This window comes from Streptomyces sp. NPDC093261, from assembly GCF_044753645.1.
Taxonomy (GTDB): domain Bacteria; phylum Actinomycetota; class Actinomycetes; order Streptomycetales; family Streptomycetaceae; genus Streptomyces.
In genome coordinates, this window is sequence record NZ_JBIVNO010000002.1 from 504,050 (window position 1) to 519,776 (window position 15,727).

The 15,727-nt window shown below is 71.3% G+C and carries 9 protein-coding genes; 6 read left to right on the top strand and 3 right to left on the bottom strand.

What is annotated here, in order from left to right:
* Positions 1–49: 49 nt before the first annotated feature.
* Positions 50–1,045, top strand: a complete 996-nt coding sequence (locus ACIP94_RS08720) for a 4-hydroxy-3-methylbut-2-enyl diphosphate reductase (RefSeq protein WP_402421488.1) — start codon at positions 50–52, stop codon at positions 1,043–1,045.
* 88 nt (positions 1,046–1,133) lie between these two features.
* Positions 1,134–1,880, top strand: a complete 747-nt coding sequence (ppgK, locus tag ACIP94_RS08725; RefSeq protein WP_402421491.1) for a polyphosphate--glucose phosphotransferase — start codon at positions 1,134–1,136, stop codon at positions 1,878–1,880.
* Between the two features lie 243 nt (positions 1,881–2,123).
* Here the strand turns inward: ppgK and ACIP94_RS08730 are convergent, their stop codons facing one another.
* Positions 2,124–2,642: a DUF6542 domain-containing protein gene (locus ACIP94_RS08730; RefSeq protein ID WP_402421494.1), complete on the bottom strand. Its 519-nt coding sequence runs from the start codon at positions 2,640–2,642 to the stop codon at positions 2,124–2,126.
* 356 nt (positions 2,643–2,998) lie between these two features.
* On the opposite strand from ACIP94_RS08730, the gene ychF reads away from it, so the two are divergent.
* Entirely contained in the window at positions 2,999–4,087 is a 1,089-nt protein-coding gene (gene ychF / locus ACIP94_RS08735; protein WP_402421496.1) for a redox-regulated ATPase YchF, read from the top strand.
* Positions 4,088–4,196: 109 nt separating this feature from the next.
* Here the strand turns inward: ychF and ACIP94_RS08740 are convergent, their stop codons facing one another.
* Entirely contained in the window at positions 4,197–4,778 is a 582-nt protein-coding gene (locus tag ACIP94_RS08740; RefSeq protein ID WP_402421498.1) for a Uma2 family endonuclease, read from the bottom strand.
* 445 nt (positions 4,779–5,223) lie between these two features.
* Here ACIP94_RS08740 and ACIP94_RS08745 point away from each other — a divergent pair, with 445 nt between their 5' ends.
* On the top strand, positions 5,224–8,067 hold the full coding sequence (locus tag ACIP94_RS08745; protein WP_402421501.1) for a SpoIIE family protein phosphatase: 2,844 nt from the start codon (positions 5,224–5,226) through the stop codon (positions 8,065–8,067).
* Between the two features lie 366 nt (positions 8,068–8,433).
* Positions 8,434–9,573 carry an ABC transporter substrate-binding protein gene (locus tag ACIP94_RS08750; protein ID WP_402421504.1) on the top strand — a complete coding sequence of 380 codons (1,140 nt, stop codon included), beginning with the start codon at positions 8,434–8,436 and terminating at the stop codon, positions 9,571–9,573.
* 759 nt (positions 9,574–10,332) lie between these two features.
* Here the strand turns inward: ACIP94_RS08750 and ACIP94_RS08755 are convergent.
* The gene (locus ACIP94_RS08755; RefSeq protein WP_402421506.1) at positions 10,333–12,963 is read right to left on the bottom strand and encodes an amino acid permease; all 2,631 of its coding nucleotides are present in this window, start codon (positions 12,961–12,963) and stop codon (positions 10,333–10,335) included.
* 441 nt (positions 12,964–13,404) lie between these two features.
* Between ACIP94_RS08755 and ACIP94_RS08760 the strand changes: the two genes are divergently transcribed.
* Positions 13,405–15,591, top strand: a complete 2,187-nt coding sequence (locus tag ACIP94_RS08760) for a DEAD/DEAH box helicase (protein ID WP_402421509.1) — start codon at positions 13,405–13,407, stop codon at positions 15,589–15,591.
* The last annotated feature ends 136 nt before the right edge of the window (positions 15,592–15,727 follow it).

The window sequence follows — 15,727 nt, forward strand, 5'->3', positions numbered from 1 at the left end:
CCCAGGGAGGCGATCTACGGCGGCCCGGTACGGCCTTACGATGGTGCGCATGACCGCTTCGTCTGGCCGCCGTGTTCTGCTCGCCGCCCCCAGGGGCTACTGCGCGGGCGTCGACCGAGCCGTGATCGCCGTCGAGAAGGCCCTGGAGCAGTACGGGGCCCCGATCTACGTCCGCCACGAGATCGTCCACAACAAATACGTCGTGCAGACCCTGGAGAAGAAGGGCGCGATCTTCGTCGAGCAGACGGAGGAGGTGCCGCCGGGCAGCATCGTCATGTTCTCCGCGCACGGTGTCGCCCCCACGGTCCACGAAGAGGCCGAGCGGGGCCGGCTCGCCACCATCGACGCGACCTGCCCCCTGGTCACCAAGGTCCACAAGGAGGCGGTCCGCTTCGCCAAGGAGGACTTCGACATCCTCCTGATCGGGCACGAGGGCCACGAAGAGGTCATCGGCACGTCCGGCGAGGCCCCGGACCACATCCAGCTCGTGGACGGCCCCGAGGATGTCGCGAAGGTCGAGGTGCGCGACCCCTCCAAGGTCGTCTGGCTGTCGCAGACCACGCTCTCCGTCGACGAGACCATGGAGACGGTCGACGCGCTCAAGGAGAAGTTCCCGCAGCTGATCTCCCCGCCCAGCGACGACATCTGCTACGCCACACAGAACCGTCAGCTCGCGGTGAAGCAGATGGGCGCCGAGGCGGACCTGGTGATCGTGGTCGGCTCCCGGAACTCCTCGAACTCCAAGCGGCTGGTGGAGGTCGCCAAGATCGCGGGCGCGCGTGCGGCGTACCTCGTGGACTTCGCCGACGAGATCGACGAGGCCTGGCTGGAGGGCGTGTCGACGGTCGGCGTGACCTCGGGCGCCTCCGTTCCCGAGGTCCTGGTCGAGCAGGTCCTCGAGTGGCTCGGGCAGCGCGGCTTCGAGGACGTCGAGATCGTCAAGGCGGCAGAGGAGTCCATCACGTTCTCGCTGCCCAAGGAGCTCCGCCGCGACCTGCGCGCCGAGGCGGAGGCCCTGGTGGCGGAGCGCACGGGCGAGAAGTGACGGCTCCCGGCGCGCACCGCCCCGGGCGGACGGGGTACGGGCACGGGCCGGTAAGAGCCGGTCGGCCGTAGGACGTACCGTGGTGCCCATGCAGATCTTCGGCGTTGACATCGGCGGATCCGGTATCAAGGGCGCCCCCGTGGACCTGGACCGGGGCGAACTCGTGGAGGAGCGTTTCAAGGTGCTCACCCCGCATCCGGCGACGCCCGAGGCGGTGGCCGACGGGGTGAAGGAGGTCGTCGGCCACTTCGGCTGGACCGGCCCGGTCGGCATCACCTTCCCCGGCGTGGTCACCGGGGGCTCCACCGTTCGCACGGCGGCCAACGTCGACAAGAGCTGGATCGACACCGACGCGGGCGCCCTGTTCGGCGAGCGGCTGGGCGGCCTGCCCGTGACCGTGCTGAACGACGCGGACGCGGCCGGCGTGGCCGAGATGCGCTTCGGTGCGGGCCGCGACCGCAAGGGCACGGTCATCATGCTCACGCTGGGCACCGGCATCGGCAGCGCCCTGTTCACCGACGGTGTACTCGTCACGAACACCGAGCTGGGCCATCTCGAACTGAACGGTCACGACGCGGAGAAGCGTGCCTCCACGAAGGCCAAGGAGGACCACGACCTGACGTGGGAGCAGTGGGCGCACCGGGTGCAGAAGTACCTCGCCCATGTGGAGATGCTGTTCTCCCCGGAGCTGTTCGTGATCGGCGGCGGCGTCAGCCGCAAGTCCCAGAAGTTCCTGCCGCTGATCGAGGGCATCAAAGCGGAGATCGTCCCGGCGCAGCTTCAGAACAACGCGGGCATCGTGGGCGCGGCCATGCGGGCGGCGCGGTTCGTGTAGAGCACCGGAAAGCACGCGGGTGGGCGGCCGTGGCGGAGCGAAACGCCACGGCCGCCCGTCTCCGGATCTCCGCGTCTCCGCGTCCAGGCGTGGCCGAGTCTCCACATCTCCGGATCTCCGCGTCTCCGCGTCCAGGCGTGGCCGAGTCTCCGCGTCTCCGGATCTCCGCGTCCCTCGGTCTCCGCATCTCCGCATCTCCGCGCTTTCCCGTCTCCCGTGCTCCCCTCCCTCGGACCGCGCCGCTCAGGCCGTCCGGCGGCGTTGCGCGACCCGCCTGCGCATCAGGCGAACCCGGCGCACGGTCGCGATGACCCCCGCGATGAGTGTGCCGCCGTAGAGCCAGCCCGCGTGGGTGGCCAGCGCGGTGACCAGCGCCACCAGGCGCCCGCCGAGTCCGCCGGAGGCCTCGGCCACGGTCGGCAGACCGACGGCGAAGGCGATCGGCACCACGATCGGCGCGATCACCAGGTCCCCGCCGCGCACCCACAGCGCGGTCAGCGCGCACACCGGCAGGAACAGCACGCCGTAGACCGTGAGGGACGAGTCGAACAGCAACTGGTCCAGACACCCGATCATCAGCATCACGGCCGCGCAGAACAGCCCCCCGCCGAGGCCGGTGAGCCGGGGGCCGGGCAGTCGCCGCATCGCCCGGGCGACCGGCGAGGTGTTCTGTCGCGCGGCCGCGGGATGCCGCCGGGGCCCGCCGTTGCCCCGGCCGGAGGGCCGGGCTCCGGTGATCCGGCCCCGTCCGCCCGGCCGCATGGGCCCGTCGGCCCTCTCGGGCCGGACGGGAGTGCCGGAAGGGGAGGGCCGGGCAGCCGTGCCGGACCGCGGCGCCGCGGCTCCGCCCCGTCTGCCCTGCGGGGGAAGGGGTGCGCTGCGTCGCTGTGGGGGTCGCGTCCTGTGTTGCTCCACTGGACCAACTTAGGTCGGTTTATGTGCGGAATGACCTCTCAGACACGCCGTTGTCACGAGCTTGGCCAAGCGTTCGGTACGACACCGGGGCGAGGCCCGGTACGCCGTAGACTGGTGGATCGGCCCGCACACACTCCTGACGGACCCGGGCCCCCACCGCCCAGTCCAGTCCAGTTCCACTCTCACGTACGGGAAGTCGCAACGTGTCGCTCACGATCGGAATCGTCGGTCTGCCCAATGTCGGCAAGTCGACCCTGTTCAACGCCCTGACCAAGAACGACGTGCTGGCGGCCAACTACCCGTTCGCCACGATCGAGCCGAACGTCGGTGTCGTGGGCGTCCCGGACGCCCGTCTCGCCAAGCTGGCCGGGATCTTCAAGTCGGAGCGGATCCTCCCCGCCACCGTGGACTTCGTCGACATCGCCGGCATCGTGCGCGGCGCGAGCGAGGGTGAGGGCCTCGGCAACAAGTTCCTCGCGAACATCCGCGAGTCGGACGCGATCTGCCAGGTCATCCGCGCCTTCAAGGACGAGAACGTCGTGCACGTGGACGGCAAGGTCTCGCCGAAGGACGACATCGAGACGATCAACACCGAGCTGATCCTCGCGGACCTCCAGACGATCGAGAAGGTCCTGCCGCGTCTGCAGAAGGAGTCGCGGATCAAGAAGGACGTCGCCCCGAAGGTGAAGGCCGTCGAGGAGGCGAAGGAGATCCTGGAGAAGGGCGACACGCTCTTCGCGCACGGCATCGTCCAGGGCAGCGAGCGCGCGGAGCTGCTGCACGACCTGCACCTCCTCACCACCAAGCCCTTCCTCTACGTCTTCAACGTCGACGAGGACGAGCTGATGGACGACGCCTTCAAGGACGAGCAGCGCGCGCTGGTCGCCCCCGCCGAGGCGATCTTCCTCAACGCCAAGCTTGAGGCGGACCTCGCCGAGCTGGAGGAGGACGAGGCCCTGGAACTCCTCCAGTCGGTCGGCCAGGACGAGCCGGGCCTCGCGACCCTGGCACGCGTCGGCTTCAACACCCTGGGTCTTCAGACCTACCTCACCGCGGGTCCGAAGGAGTCCCGCGCCTGGACGATCAAGAAGGGTGCCACGGCCCCCGAGGCGGCCGGTGTCATCCACACCGACTTCCAGAAGGGCTTCATCAAGGCCGAGGTCATCTCCTTCGAGGACCTGGTCGCGACCGGCTCGGTGGCCGACGCCCGCGCCGCGGGCAAGGCCCGTATGGAGGGCAAGGACTACGTGATGCAGGACGGCGACGTGGTGGAGTTCCGCTTCAATGTGTGATCGGTTCGTTACTGCGGGCTAGGCGACTCGTCAAGCCGGCAGGTCGGAAGGGGCCGGGTTCTGGTGAGCCCGGCCCCTTCCGCGTTCCTGTGCTGACTTGGTGCCGGCTTCAGTTGCCCCGCGGTGGGGTGAGCTTGTCGAGATCCAGGCTGATCCCGAAGGGAACCGGGCGTTCCAAGGTGCCTCGGAAGATGCCGGCGGGTGCGTAGGCGCCGGCCGGCTCGTCGAGTTCGTAGACGTGGACGACGGGTGCGCCGTCCTCCTCCTCGATGCACCAGTAGTGCGGGATGCCTGCCTCCGCGTACTTGCGGAGCTTGACCGTGCGATCCCGATGCGCGGACTCGGGTGAGACGACCTCGACGACGAGTCGCACCTCGTCCGGCGCGAACCAGGTGCGGTCCCCGTCGTAGTCGGCCGTCGTCAACAGCAGATCCGGCTCGGGGCGGTTTCGCTCGTCGAGCTTTATGGTCATCTCGCGGCCGACCCTGACATCGCCGGGCGCCTGCTCCATGAGAGCGACGGTGAGCATGGTGACGAGGTGGCCGTGCCACCACCTCTGCGGCGACATCATGAAGACGAGCGCTCCGTCGATCAGCTCGGTGTGGCGGGGTGCCTCGGGAAGGCGGTCCAGGTCCTCCGCGAACCAGCCTTCCTCGCGCGGCGGGCGCATCCAGTCGGGCAGTGCGGTCATGGCTCCACCGTAGCGATCGGGCGAGGTCCGGGCCACGAGATCGTCAATGGGGCGACTGCCCTCCCTGCCGTCCTGGAGCTCCAGACCTGCCGCGGTGCCGATTCCGTGCTGACTTGACTCTCCCAAAGCGCGTTTTCGCGGACGGGAGCGCTGTTACCGGCGTTCCGCTTCAACGTGTGATCGTTACGTTGTGCCGATCGGCAGGGGGCCGGACTCGGGGCGAGTCCGGCCCCCTGCCGCATGCCCGTATCGATCTGGGGCTGGGCCATCGCCTCCTGTCCCTGCCCTCACCCCTCCCTCGGTCCTGTCCCCAACCCTTTCTCACCGCCCGCCGTCCAGTCCGGGGCGCATCCCATTCGGGCAGCGCGGTCATGGGCGCCGCGGTGCAGGCCCGTCCGCCCCGGTCGCCTCGTGGTCCGTGACCAGGAAACGATAGAAAGGGTATATGTGCGGAATTTCTGGGCGTGCTGGGCGTACGGTGCCCGATACGCCCAGGGGGCGTGGTGGGCCCGGTCAAAGAGGCGCGGGGCAGGGCCCGTGGCGTCTGCGCTCCCTGTTGAGCGTGCGCAGCCTCGCGGGTCAGGTCTTCCTCCTGCAGCTGCTGCTCGTGCTGCTGTTGGTCGCCGCCGCACTGCTGACTCTCGTCGCGCAGGCCCGACGCGACAGCGTGATGGACGCCGAGCACCGGACGCTCGCAGCGGCACAGGCGTTCGCGCACTCCCCAGGGATCGTGGCGGCACTGAACAGCCCCGACCCGACCGCGGTGCTGCAGCCGCACGCCGAGGCCGCCCGGAAGGCAGCGGGCGTCGACGCCATCATCGTGTACGGGCTCGACGGGGTCGTCCTCACCCACAGTGACCCCCACCAGATCGGGAAACACCTGATCGGCCCTTACGCGGAGGCGGCCGCAGGCAAGCCGTTCACCAGGACCTTCCAGGGGACCCTTGGGCTGTCCGTGGTCTCGGCGGTACCCGTGAGGGCGGCTGACGGATCGGTGGTCGCCGTCGTCGCCGCTCCCGTCACGATCGAGAAGGTGCGGCACCGGGTGGACCGGCAGCTGCCCGTCCTGTTCGGCGGTGCTGTCGGGGCCCTTGCCATTGCGGCGGGCGGGGCGGGGCTGGTGAGCCGGCGGTTGCGGCGGCAGACTCATGGTCTGGGCGCGGCCGAGATGACCCGGATGTACGAACGCCACGACGCGGTCCTGCATGCCGTGCGGGAGGGAGTGCTGATCATCGGCGTCGGCGGCCGGCTGCTCCTGGCCAACGACGAGGCACGGCGGTTGCTGGACCTGCCGGCGGACGCGGAGCGGCACCTCGTCACCGATCTCGGGCTCGAGGAGGACCTTGCCGAGCTGCTGGCGTCCGACCTCCCGGCCACTGACGAGCTGTACCTGGCGGGCCACCGGCTACTGGCGGTCAACAAGCGGCCCACCGCACCTCGTGGGCCGGGTGGCAGCGTGGTGACGCTTCGGGACGCCACTGAGCTGTGGGCTCTCTACGGCACGGTCGAGGGGGCGCGCGAACGATTGAGAATGCTCTACGACGCCGGAATGCGGATCGGCACCACGCTGGATGTGCAGCGCACCGCCGAGGAACTGGCGGAGGTGGCGGTGCCCCGATTGGCTGATGTCGTCACCGTCGAGCTGCTCGACCAGGCCTTGCGCGGCGAGGAGCCACCCGGTGTGACCGGCGAGCCGCGCCTGACCGCGGTCACCGGCCTGGACGAGGCCCGTCTCCTTGGCCTTATGGGCGAGCTGAGCCGGTTCATCGCCACCCACCCCGTCTCCGTGGGGCCGGCCGACGGCCGAGCGGTTGCGGTGTGGGACCTGGGCACGTGCGAGGTCTGGCGCGCGCAGGACCCCGAGGGCGCCCAGCGGATTCTCGGCCACGGCATCCACTCCCTGCTCGTGGTCCCGCTGCGGGCCCGCGGCGTGGTGCTGGGAAGGGCGGCGTTCTGGCGGACGAACAGCTCTCCCCCGTTCGAGGAGGAGGACGTGGCCACCGCCGAGGAGCTGGCCGCCCGGACAGCGGTGTGCATCGACAACGCCGGCCGCTACACCCGTGAGCACACCATGGCCGTCGCCCTGCAACGCAGTCTGCTGCCACGCGTCCTGCCCGCGCAGTCCGCCCTCGAGGTGGCCTACCGCTATCTGCCGGCCCGGGCCGAGGTGGGCGGGGACTGGTTCGACGTCATCCCGCTGTCCGGTGCCAGGGTGGCGCTGGTGGTCGGTGATGTCGTCGGCCACGGGCTGCACGCCGCGGCGACCATGGGCCGGCTGCGTACCACCGTTCACAACTTCGCCGGCCTGGACATGCCTCCGGAGGAGCTGCTGGGCCGCCTGGACGAGCTGGTGGCCCACCTCGACGCGGAGGAGGCCGCCGCCGCCGGGGAGGACGGGCCGGGGGTCACCGGGGCGACCTGCCAGTACGCCGTCTACGACCCCACCTCCGGGCAGCTGGCCATCGCCACCGCGGGCCATCCGGGACCGGCGGTGGTTCATCCTCACGGGACCGTGGACTTCCCCCAGGTACCCGTCTCCCCGCCGCTGGGGCGGGGCGCCGACCAGCCGTTCGAGAGCGCCGAGCTGATCGTCCCCGAGGGTTCCCGGCTGGTGCTCTACACCGAGGGTCTGATCGGGAACCGCGACCTGGACATCGGCCTGGCAGCCCTGCGGGCCGCTCTGACCGGCCCCGACCGCACTCCGGAGGACACCTGCGCGGCGGTGATGGACGCCATGCTGCCCGACCGGCCCAGTGATGACATCGCGCTGCTGGTGGCGCGTACCCGTCGGCTCGATCCTGCCCAGGTCGCCGAGTGGCCGGTGCCCCGTGACCCCGCGGCGGTGGCCCCGGTGCGCACCGCCTGCGCCCGTCAGCTGGCGGAGTGGGGCCTGGAGCGGATCGCCTTCACCGCCGAGCTCGTCCTCAGCGAGCTGATCACCAACGCCATCCGCTACGGCACAGAGCCCATCACCGTCCGGCTGCTGCGCATGGAGCCGGTCGGTGGCGCCGGCGCGGGCACCCTGATCCTCGAGGTCTGCGACGGCAGCAGCACCGCGCCCCGGCCCCGCCGGGCGAAGACCACGGACGAAGGTGGCCGCGGACTCTTCCTGGTCGCCCGGCTCACCGAACGCTGGGGCACCCGCTACACGCCCCACGGCAAAGTCATCTGGGCGGAACAGTCCCTCCACGACGGCGCCGCGCCGGTGGCGGAGCAACTCGGCGATCTCCTGCTCGACGAACTCGACGAACTCGACGAACTCGACGAACGGGATGACAGGGCATCGTGACGGCACCGCGCACCTCGCGCGACCCGCGTTTTCACCCGGCCTACCGGACAGGCGCGGCCTCCGCGCACGGGGCCGCCCTTCCGCCGTGTCAGAGCTGCTCGCAGGCTTTCCCGGAGGGATCCTGCAACCGATGCGGCCGGTTACCCTGGCTTCGATGACCACTTGGACACTCCGTCGGCGCGGCAGACCCACGGAGTCCGGGAATCCGGGAGGCGCAGCCGAGGACCCGCCACGTAGAGCGATGCCGGCGGCTCACGCCGAAGGGCAGCACGCCACCGGTCGTCCAGTCCGGTGTTCCCGGCCCGTCCTGCGACAACCGGACGTCCCTCGGCGACGACCCTCGCTCCCTTCGCACCTGGAGTCGCCGTGAGCACAGCTCGTGCGCGAGCAGCGGCCGTCCTCGGCTGCTCCGCCCTCGTGGCACTGGGCCTGAGTGCCTGCGGGAACGAGCCTCCGGCCCGGCCCCAGAAGCCCTCGCTGGCCACCTCCGCCGAGAACGCCGGCGGCATGCGCGCGTTGATCGCTGCGGCAAAGCGGGAGAAGACCGTCAGGACGATCGCGATTCCGCGCGACTGGGCCGGCTACGACGGCCTGATCAAGGGCTTCGAGAAGAAGTATGGGATCAAGGTCACGCTCGACCGTCCCCATGCCCACAGTGAGGACGAGATCGATGCCCTGAGAAACGGCCGCAACCGGCCGGAGGCACCCGACGTGATCGACGTGGGCGACACGTTCGCGCGGGCCGCGGCCGGGCAGCGTCTGCTCGCACCGTACAAGGTCGCTGCCTGGGACTCGATCCCCGCCTATCAGAAGGATCCTCAGGCCCGCTGGTACAACAACTACGGGGGTTACATCTCCATCGGCTGCGACGCGAGCCGCGTCAAGCCCTGTCCTCGGACCTTCGCCGATCTGCTGAAGCCCGGGTACAAGGGCAAGATCGCGCTCGAGGGCCCTCCGCCCCGGTCCGGGACCGGCTTCTCCAGCGTCTACGCGGCCGCACTGGCGAACAACGGGTCGTTCGACGACATCCAGCCGGGTCTGGACTTCTTCGCCAAGCTCAAGAAGAACGGCAACTTCACCCCCCTCAACTCCACCACGGCAACGGTCGAGGACGGCCGGACGCCCATCAGCATCAACTGGGACTACATCAACCTCGGCTACGCCGACGAGCTCCGAGACAAGGGCGTGGACTGGCAGGTCTCCATCCCGTTCGACGGCAGCTTCGCCCAGTACTACGCGCAGGCGATCAGCAAGAGCGCTCCGCACCCGGCGGCTGCCCGGCTGTGGGAGGAGTACCTTTTCAGCGCAGAGGGCCAGAACCTGCGGCTCAAGAGCTACGCCCGCCCGGTGCTCATGGACGCCATGAAGCGGGGCGGTACCCTCGACGAGGCCGCCGCCGCACGGCTGCCGACGGTTGAGGGGACCACGCGTTTCCCCACAGACGCGCAGGTGCGGAAGGCGCAAGAGAAGGTCACCAAGGGCTGGGCGAAGACCGACTCCGGCTGACAGGCCGGTCGACGCCGAACTGGGGGGACCGGAGAGTCCGGCGCCGATTCGGGGCGCGGTGCAGGCCGACACCAGCGGCGAGTTCCTCGATGTCAACGGAGGAGGAGTGCTCGGGCGTTGACACCGTGCCCGCTTCGCACGGGCGCCCGCGGCCTCGCAGCGGGCATGGAGCCGGTCGGCGAACTCCCGTGGCCGGGCCTCGTCAGGGAGTCGCCCCCCTTGGACCGGGTGTACCCGGACGGGTGGCGGGGTGCGGCGGCTTCGCGCCGAGGTACGGCTTGCGGAACCGGCCCCGGTGGCGGTGGTCGGTGCAACGCAACGATCCCCACCCGCATCAGCGAGTGGGGATCGTCTTCGAGCGCCGGGCAGGCCTCGCACCTGCATCTCCCCGCAGGAAGCGGGGCGTCTTTCCTTGGACCACCAACGCGCGTTCGGTTTCCGGGAGTTCCGGTGACCGGCGCAAGATCGACTATAGCGCATTCCCGCGATCGGCGTAACGCCGTGATCATGGCCGGGTGGCGCCGGTCGCACGGCCGTGCGCTCGCCCGCTGGTCCCATGGCCGCTCCGGCAGTGAGAAGCGACGTAGGGCACACGGGAAAGGCGCGCGGCGGTTCGTGGTGCGCCGCCGCCGGGCCGCCGGCACGGGGGTTGTCGCCCGATCATCCGGTGATCCCGTCGCGGGGGCCGTGGCGCAGTCCGCGCCGCGGCCCCCGCGCGCGTGGTGCTCACGGGTCCCGGGTGGGCGCCTGTCCCCGGCCTCACTGGCCCGGCGGCAGGGTCTGCTCGGCCCAGATGGTCTTGCCGGTGGGGGTGTAGCGCGTCCCCCACCGATGGGTCACCTGGGCGATGATGAACAGGCCCCGGCCCCCTTCGTCGTCGCTGGCGGCGTGGTGCAGATTGGGGGCGCTGTGCCCGGTGTCGGAGACCTCGCAGATCAGGGCCTGGTCACGGATCAGACGCACCTGGATGTGCCCTCCGACATAGCGGATGGCGTTGGTGACCAGCTCGCTGAGGACCAGCTCGGTGGTGAAGGCCAGGTCCTCCAGCCCCCACTCCTCGAGCTGCTTGCCGACGGTGGTGCGGATGACGGCGACCGCCGCCGGGTCCGCGGGCAGCTCCCACTGGGCGAACTGTTTCTGGTCGAGCGTCCGGGTGCGCGCCAGGAGCAGTGTCGCGTCCTCGTCCAGTGGTCCCGGCAGCAGTGTGGACACCACCCGGTCGCTCAGCTCGCGAAGGGGCTGCCGGGGGCCGGTGAGGATCCGGGCCAGCTCGGCGAGTCCGGCTTCGCGGCTGCCCGCCGCCTGGAGGAGGCCGCCCGAGAACAGGGCGAGGACACTGCCCGGCCGCAGCTGGAGTTCGGTGCTCTCGTAGGGCGGTCCGGCCACCCCCAGCGGTGAGCCGGACGGCAGTCTGGGGCAGTCGGCGACGCCGGTGTGCGGTTCGACGACCATCAGCAGCGGCTGGCCCGCGTGCGCCAGGCTGCACCGTCCCGAGACCGGGTCGTACACGGCGTACAGGCAGGTCACGCCCCTGGCCTCGTCGGTGTGCGCCCTGTCGGGGCCCCGCTCGTGGCCCGTCACCGGTTCGTGCGCGGTCTGCTCGACCAGGTCGTCGAGACGGGCGAGCAGCTCGTCCGGTGCCAGGTCCAGCCGGGCCAGGACCTGCACGCCGGTGCGCAGGCGCCCCATGGTGGCGGCGGCCCGCAGTCCGCCGCCGAGCACATCCCCGACGACCAGCCCGACCCGGGTCCCGGACAACGGGATGACGTCGAACCAGTCGCCGCCTACACCGGATCCGCTGTCCGCGGGCAGATGGCGGCTGTCCGCCTCCAGGGCGGTTACCGAGGGCAGGGTGCGCGGGAGCAGGCTCCGCTGGAGTTTCAGGGTCGCGGAGTGTTCCCTGGTGACCACCAGCATCAGCAGGAAGCCGATCAGCAGGGCCCCCAGGCCCACGACCGAGGCCGCGCCCGTGCGCCCGATCAACGGCAGGGTGATGACGGTCGAGTTGAACCGGGGGTTCGAGTAGACGTCGAAGGCGGCGTAGAGGAACAGGAAGAGCATGATCAGCCCGCCCAGTCCCGGCAGCACGCCCTTGAAGGCGAGGTCGCGGGCGCTGCGGGTGAGGACCCTGCGGTGGTACCAGACGCAGGCGAAGCCGGTGAGCCCGTAGTAGAACGTGATCGCGAGGCCGACCGCGTCGATCGAGTCGGCGAGGACGTTCCGGCTGAACGAGGTCAGCAGGATCAGTACGGCGATCGAGAGAGCGCCCATGGCGACGGTCGACCACGTCGGTGTGAGGAACCTGCCGTGGATCCGGGCCAGCTGGGAGGGGACGGCCTTGTGGGCCGCCATGGAGAAGACGGTGCGGGCCAGGGGCAGGATGCTGGTCTGGGTGGAGGCCAGCGCCGAGGTCAGCACCATCAGGATCAGCAGCCTCGACAGGAACGGTCCCGCGCCGTTGCCGCTGAAGACGGCGTCGCCCAGCCCGGACAGCACATCGCCCGCGTTGTCGCGGTTGCCCAGCCCGATGCCCGAGGTCCCGACTCCGGCGAACGCCTGCGCCGACGTGGACACCAGTCCGTAGGTGACCAGGAGCAGCACAACCGAGACGAGCATGGCGCGCCCGGGGGTGCGCGCGCTGTCCACGGTCTCCTCGTTGACGGAGGCGGCGCTGTCCCAGCCCCAGTAGAGGAAGACCGCCGCGAGGATGCCCGAGGTCAGCGCCCTCGCCGAGGGCACCTCGACGGGGTTGAACCAGGAGGCGGACACATGCATGGCCGTCGGGGAAGCGCTGGTGTAGGCCCTGACCAGTGCGGTGACCGCGAAGAGGACGAGCACCGCCACCTCCAGGCACAGCAGCCAGCGCTGGACGGCGGCCGAGAGCTCGATGCCGACGTAGCAGATCGCGGTCATCACGGCGATCCAGACCACGCCCGCCAGGGTCGTCCACGCCCGGTTGTGCGCCAGCGCGTCGTAGCCCAGCAGCCTGAAGCCGTAGATCCCGGCGATCTCGGCGACATTGGTCATGAAGAGCACGTCGGCGACGATGATGCCCCAGCCGCCCATCCAGCCGACGCGTGGCCCGAAGGCGCGGGTCGCCCAGGTGAAGGCGGTGCCGCAGTCGGCGTTGCTGGCGTTCAGTTCCCGGTAGGCGTATGCGATCAGCAGCATCGGCACGAACGCCAGGATGGTGATGATCGGGGCCTGGAGCCCGACGCCTGCCACGATGAGTCCCAGGGTGGCCGCGAGGCTGTAGGCGGGGCCGGTGGAGGCCAGGCCCATGACGACCGAGGAGAACAGGCCCAGCGCGCCGCTCTTGAGCCCCTTCCGGCCCACCGCCGAGCCGGGAGCGGGGCGGCTGGCGGACGTGGTGCCACCGGAGAGCCTCACGCCTGGTGCCCGCTTCGGAACCGGGGCAGACGGTGCGGGCCGCCGGCCGGGAGCAGCCGGGCGGGAGGCCCGACCGCCGTTCGCCCGACGCTCTGTGTGGTCTGCGCGGTTTCGTAGGGGATCCGGCCACCTGTTTGTGCTTGTGGCATGATCCCTCCAGGTGTAGCTATCACCCTTAATGTCGGACAAAGTCGACTGTGAGGCACTGTCACCCACACTGCCCCTCCTGTCCAGGATTAACAACAGAAGTATCTTTCGGCCGTTTCGCACGGCCTGGTGGCACTCCGCTGCCCGCCCCGGGGCGACCCCGCCTCCCCCGCGGGACGGCTCCTCGTCCAGGGCCGCGAGCACGCGACAACGGGCATCGGGGGCGGCCGCCCCTGTCGGTGCCCCATGGCAGGATGTGCGCGCATCGGGGCGGCACCGCACACGAGGGGCGACATGGGGGCTGTGGGGACGGCCGGGGGCGGCGGCGCGGCGCCGGTGGGGCGCGGGGCGCGGGCGCTGTCGGCAGAGGCGACGCGGCTGCACGACGCCGCGCGTGCCCTGCTGGGCGACCATGCCCGGGCGCTGGAGGCGGTGCGGACGGCCCTCGCGCCGCTGCGGGCGGAACTCGTCGCCCGGGAGCTGGAGGGCATCCCGGTCGCCCGGCTGAAGGACGCCACCGAGGGGCGGCTGCGGATCGCGGCGATCGAGGCCGCCGGGTTCGCGAGCGTGCGGTCCGTGCACGAGGCCGGCCGCTACGAGCTGCGCCAGGTGCCCGGCGTGGGGCAGCAGACCGCCGACCGCGCGCTCGCCGCCGCCCGGCAGATCGCGGCGGCCGTCGAGGAGACGGTCACCGTCCGCCTCGATGTGGACCGCCCCGACCCGCGCACCACCGCCCTCCTCGCCGCCCTGCACCCTCTCGTCGAGGCCGGGCCCGAACTGCACCGGGCCGTTGACGCCGCCGCGCGGCTCGACGAACGGCTCGGCACCCTGCTGCCCGCGGCCCGGACCGCCGGCGCACGGCTGCGTCTCGCGCTCCTCGGACGGCGCAGACGTCAGGAGGCGCTCGCCGCGGTCGCGGGGACCGGGGAGCTGCTGGCCGACGCGGCGGCCCGCGCCGTACCGCTGCTGCTCGCCCAGGCCAACGCCGACCTGCTGCGCGGCCCCGTCTCCGAACTGGAGGCGCGTGTCGACTTCGAGGTGCGGTCCGCGGAGTACTACAGCCTGCTCGCCGAGATCTGCGCACAGGGCCCCGGCGTCGAAGCCGGTGCGGGCTCCCTGCCGGCGGAGGTCGCCGAGCGGGTGCGCGCCCAGCCGCTCGACGACACGCACCGCCGGGTCTCCCTGCGCGGCTACCAGTCCTTCGGTGCCCGGTTCGCCCTCGCCCAGCGCCGCGTCGTGCTCGGCGACGAGATGGGCCTCGGCAAGACCGTCCAGGCCATCGCCGCGCTCGCCCATCTCGCGGCCGAGGGGCACAGCCACTTCCTCGTCGTCTGCCCGGCCGGGGTACTGATCAACTGGACTCGGGAAATCGCCGCCCGCAGCACCCTGCGCGCGCTGCCCGTGCACGGGCCGGACCGCCTGGAGGCCCACGAGGAGTGGCGTGAGCGCGGCGGTGTCGCCGTCACCACCTATGACACGCTGCACACCCTGCCCGCGCCCGGCGGCACACCGCCCGGCATGCTCGTCGTCGACGAGGCGCACTACGTCAAGAACCCCGGCACCCGGCGCGCCAGGGCCGTCACGGTGTGGACCGAGGCCTGTGGCCGTGTCCTCTTCCTGACCGGCACGCCCATGGAGAACCGGGTGCACGAGTTCCGGGCCCTGGTCCGCCACCTCCGCCCCGATCTGCTGCCCGTGGTCCACCAGGGCGCCGGGGCCGCCGGGCCGCATGCCTTCCGCGCGGCGGTCGCCCCCGCCTATCTGCGGCGCAACCAGCAGGACGTCCTCACCGAGCTGCCCGCGCTGGTGCAGGTCGACGCCTGGGAGGAGCCGAGCGACGCGGACCGGGACGCCTACCGCAAGGCGGTCACCGAGGGGAACTTCATGGCGATGCGCCGGGCCGCGTACGCCGACGCCGAGCACTCCGCCAAGCTGCGCCGGCTGCGCGAGCTGGTGCGGGAGGCCGCGGAGAACGGGCTGAAGGTGGTGGTGTTCTCGTACTTCCGCGACGTGCTCGCCACGGTGCGCCGCGTTCTCGGGGACGGCGTGGTCGGGTCCGTCTCGGGGGAGGTACCCGCCGCCCGCCGGCAGCGGCTGGTGGACGACTTCGCCGCGGCCGACGGGCATGCGGTGCTGCTCGCCCAGATCGAGGCGGGCGGCACGGGCCTGAACCTCCAGGCGGCCTCCGTGGTGATCCTGTGCGAGCCGCAGGTCAAGCCGACGCTGGAGCACCAGGCCGTGGCCCGCGCCCATCGCATGGGCCAGGTCCGCACGGTCCAGGTGCACCGTCTGCTGGCGACGGACACGGTGGACGACCGGCTGCTGCGCATCCTGAAGAACAAGGATCGCCTCTTCGACGCCTACGCCCGGCGCAGCGAGGTCGCGGAGGCCACCCCGGACGCCGTCGACGTCTCGGACGCGGCCCTGGCCCGCCGCATCGTCGAGGAGGAGCAGCAGCGGCTGGCCACCGAACCGGCCTGACCCGGGACCCGCGGGGACCTGCGCCCACTCCCTTCGGCGGCAGCGCATGACTGGGATCGCACCCGCTTCCTTCGGCGTCAGCGCACGACTGGGACCGAGCTCGCTTCCTTCGGCGTCAGCGCATGACTGGGATCGC

Excerpts from the sequence above, each read along its gene's own strand:
- ACIP94_RS08720 (WP_402421488.1), top strand. The coding sequence starts at position 50 with ATGACCGCTTCGTCTGGCCGCCGTGTTCTGCTCGCCGCCCCCAGGGGC.
- ppgK (WP_402421491.1), top strand. The coding sequence starts at position 1,134 with ATGCAGATCTTCGGCGTTGACATCGGCGGATCCGGTATCAAGGGCGCC.
- ACIP94_RS08730 (WP_402421494.1), bottom strand. The coding sequence starts at position 2,642 with ATGCGGCCGGGCGGACGGGGCCGGATCACCGGAGCCCGGCCCTCCGGC.
- ACIP94_RS08740 (WP_402421498.1), bottom strand. The coding sequence starts at position 4,778 with ATGACCGCACTGCCCGACTGGATGCGCCCGCCGCGCGAGGAAGGCTGG.
- ACIP94_RS08745 (WP_402421501.1), top strand. The coding sequence starts at position 5,224 with ATGTGCGGAATTTCTGGGCGTGCTGGGCGTACGGTGCCCGATACGCCC.
- ACIP94_RS08760 (WP_402421509.1), top strand. The coding sequence starts at position 13,405 with ATGGGGGCTGTGGGGACGGCCGGGGGCGGCGGCGCGGCGCCGGTGGGG.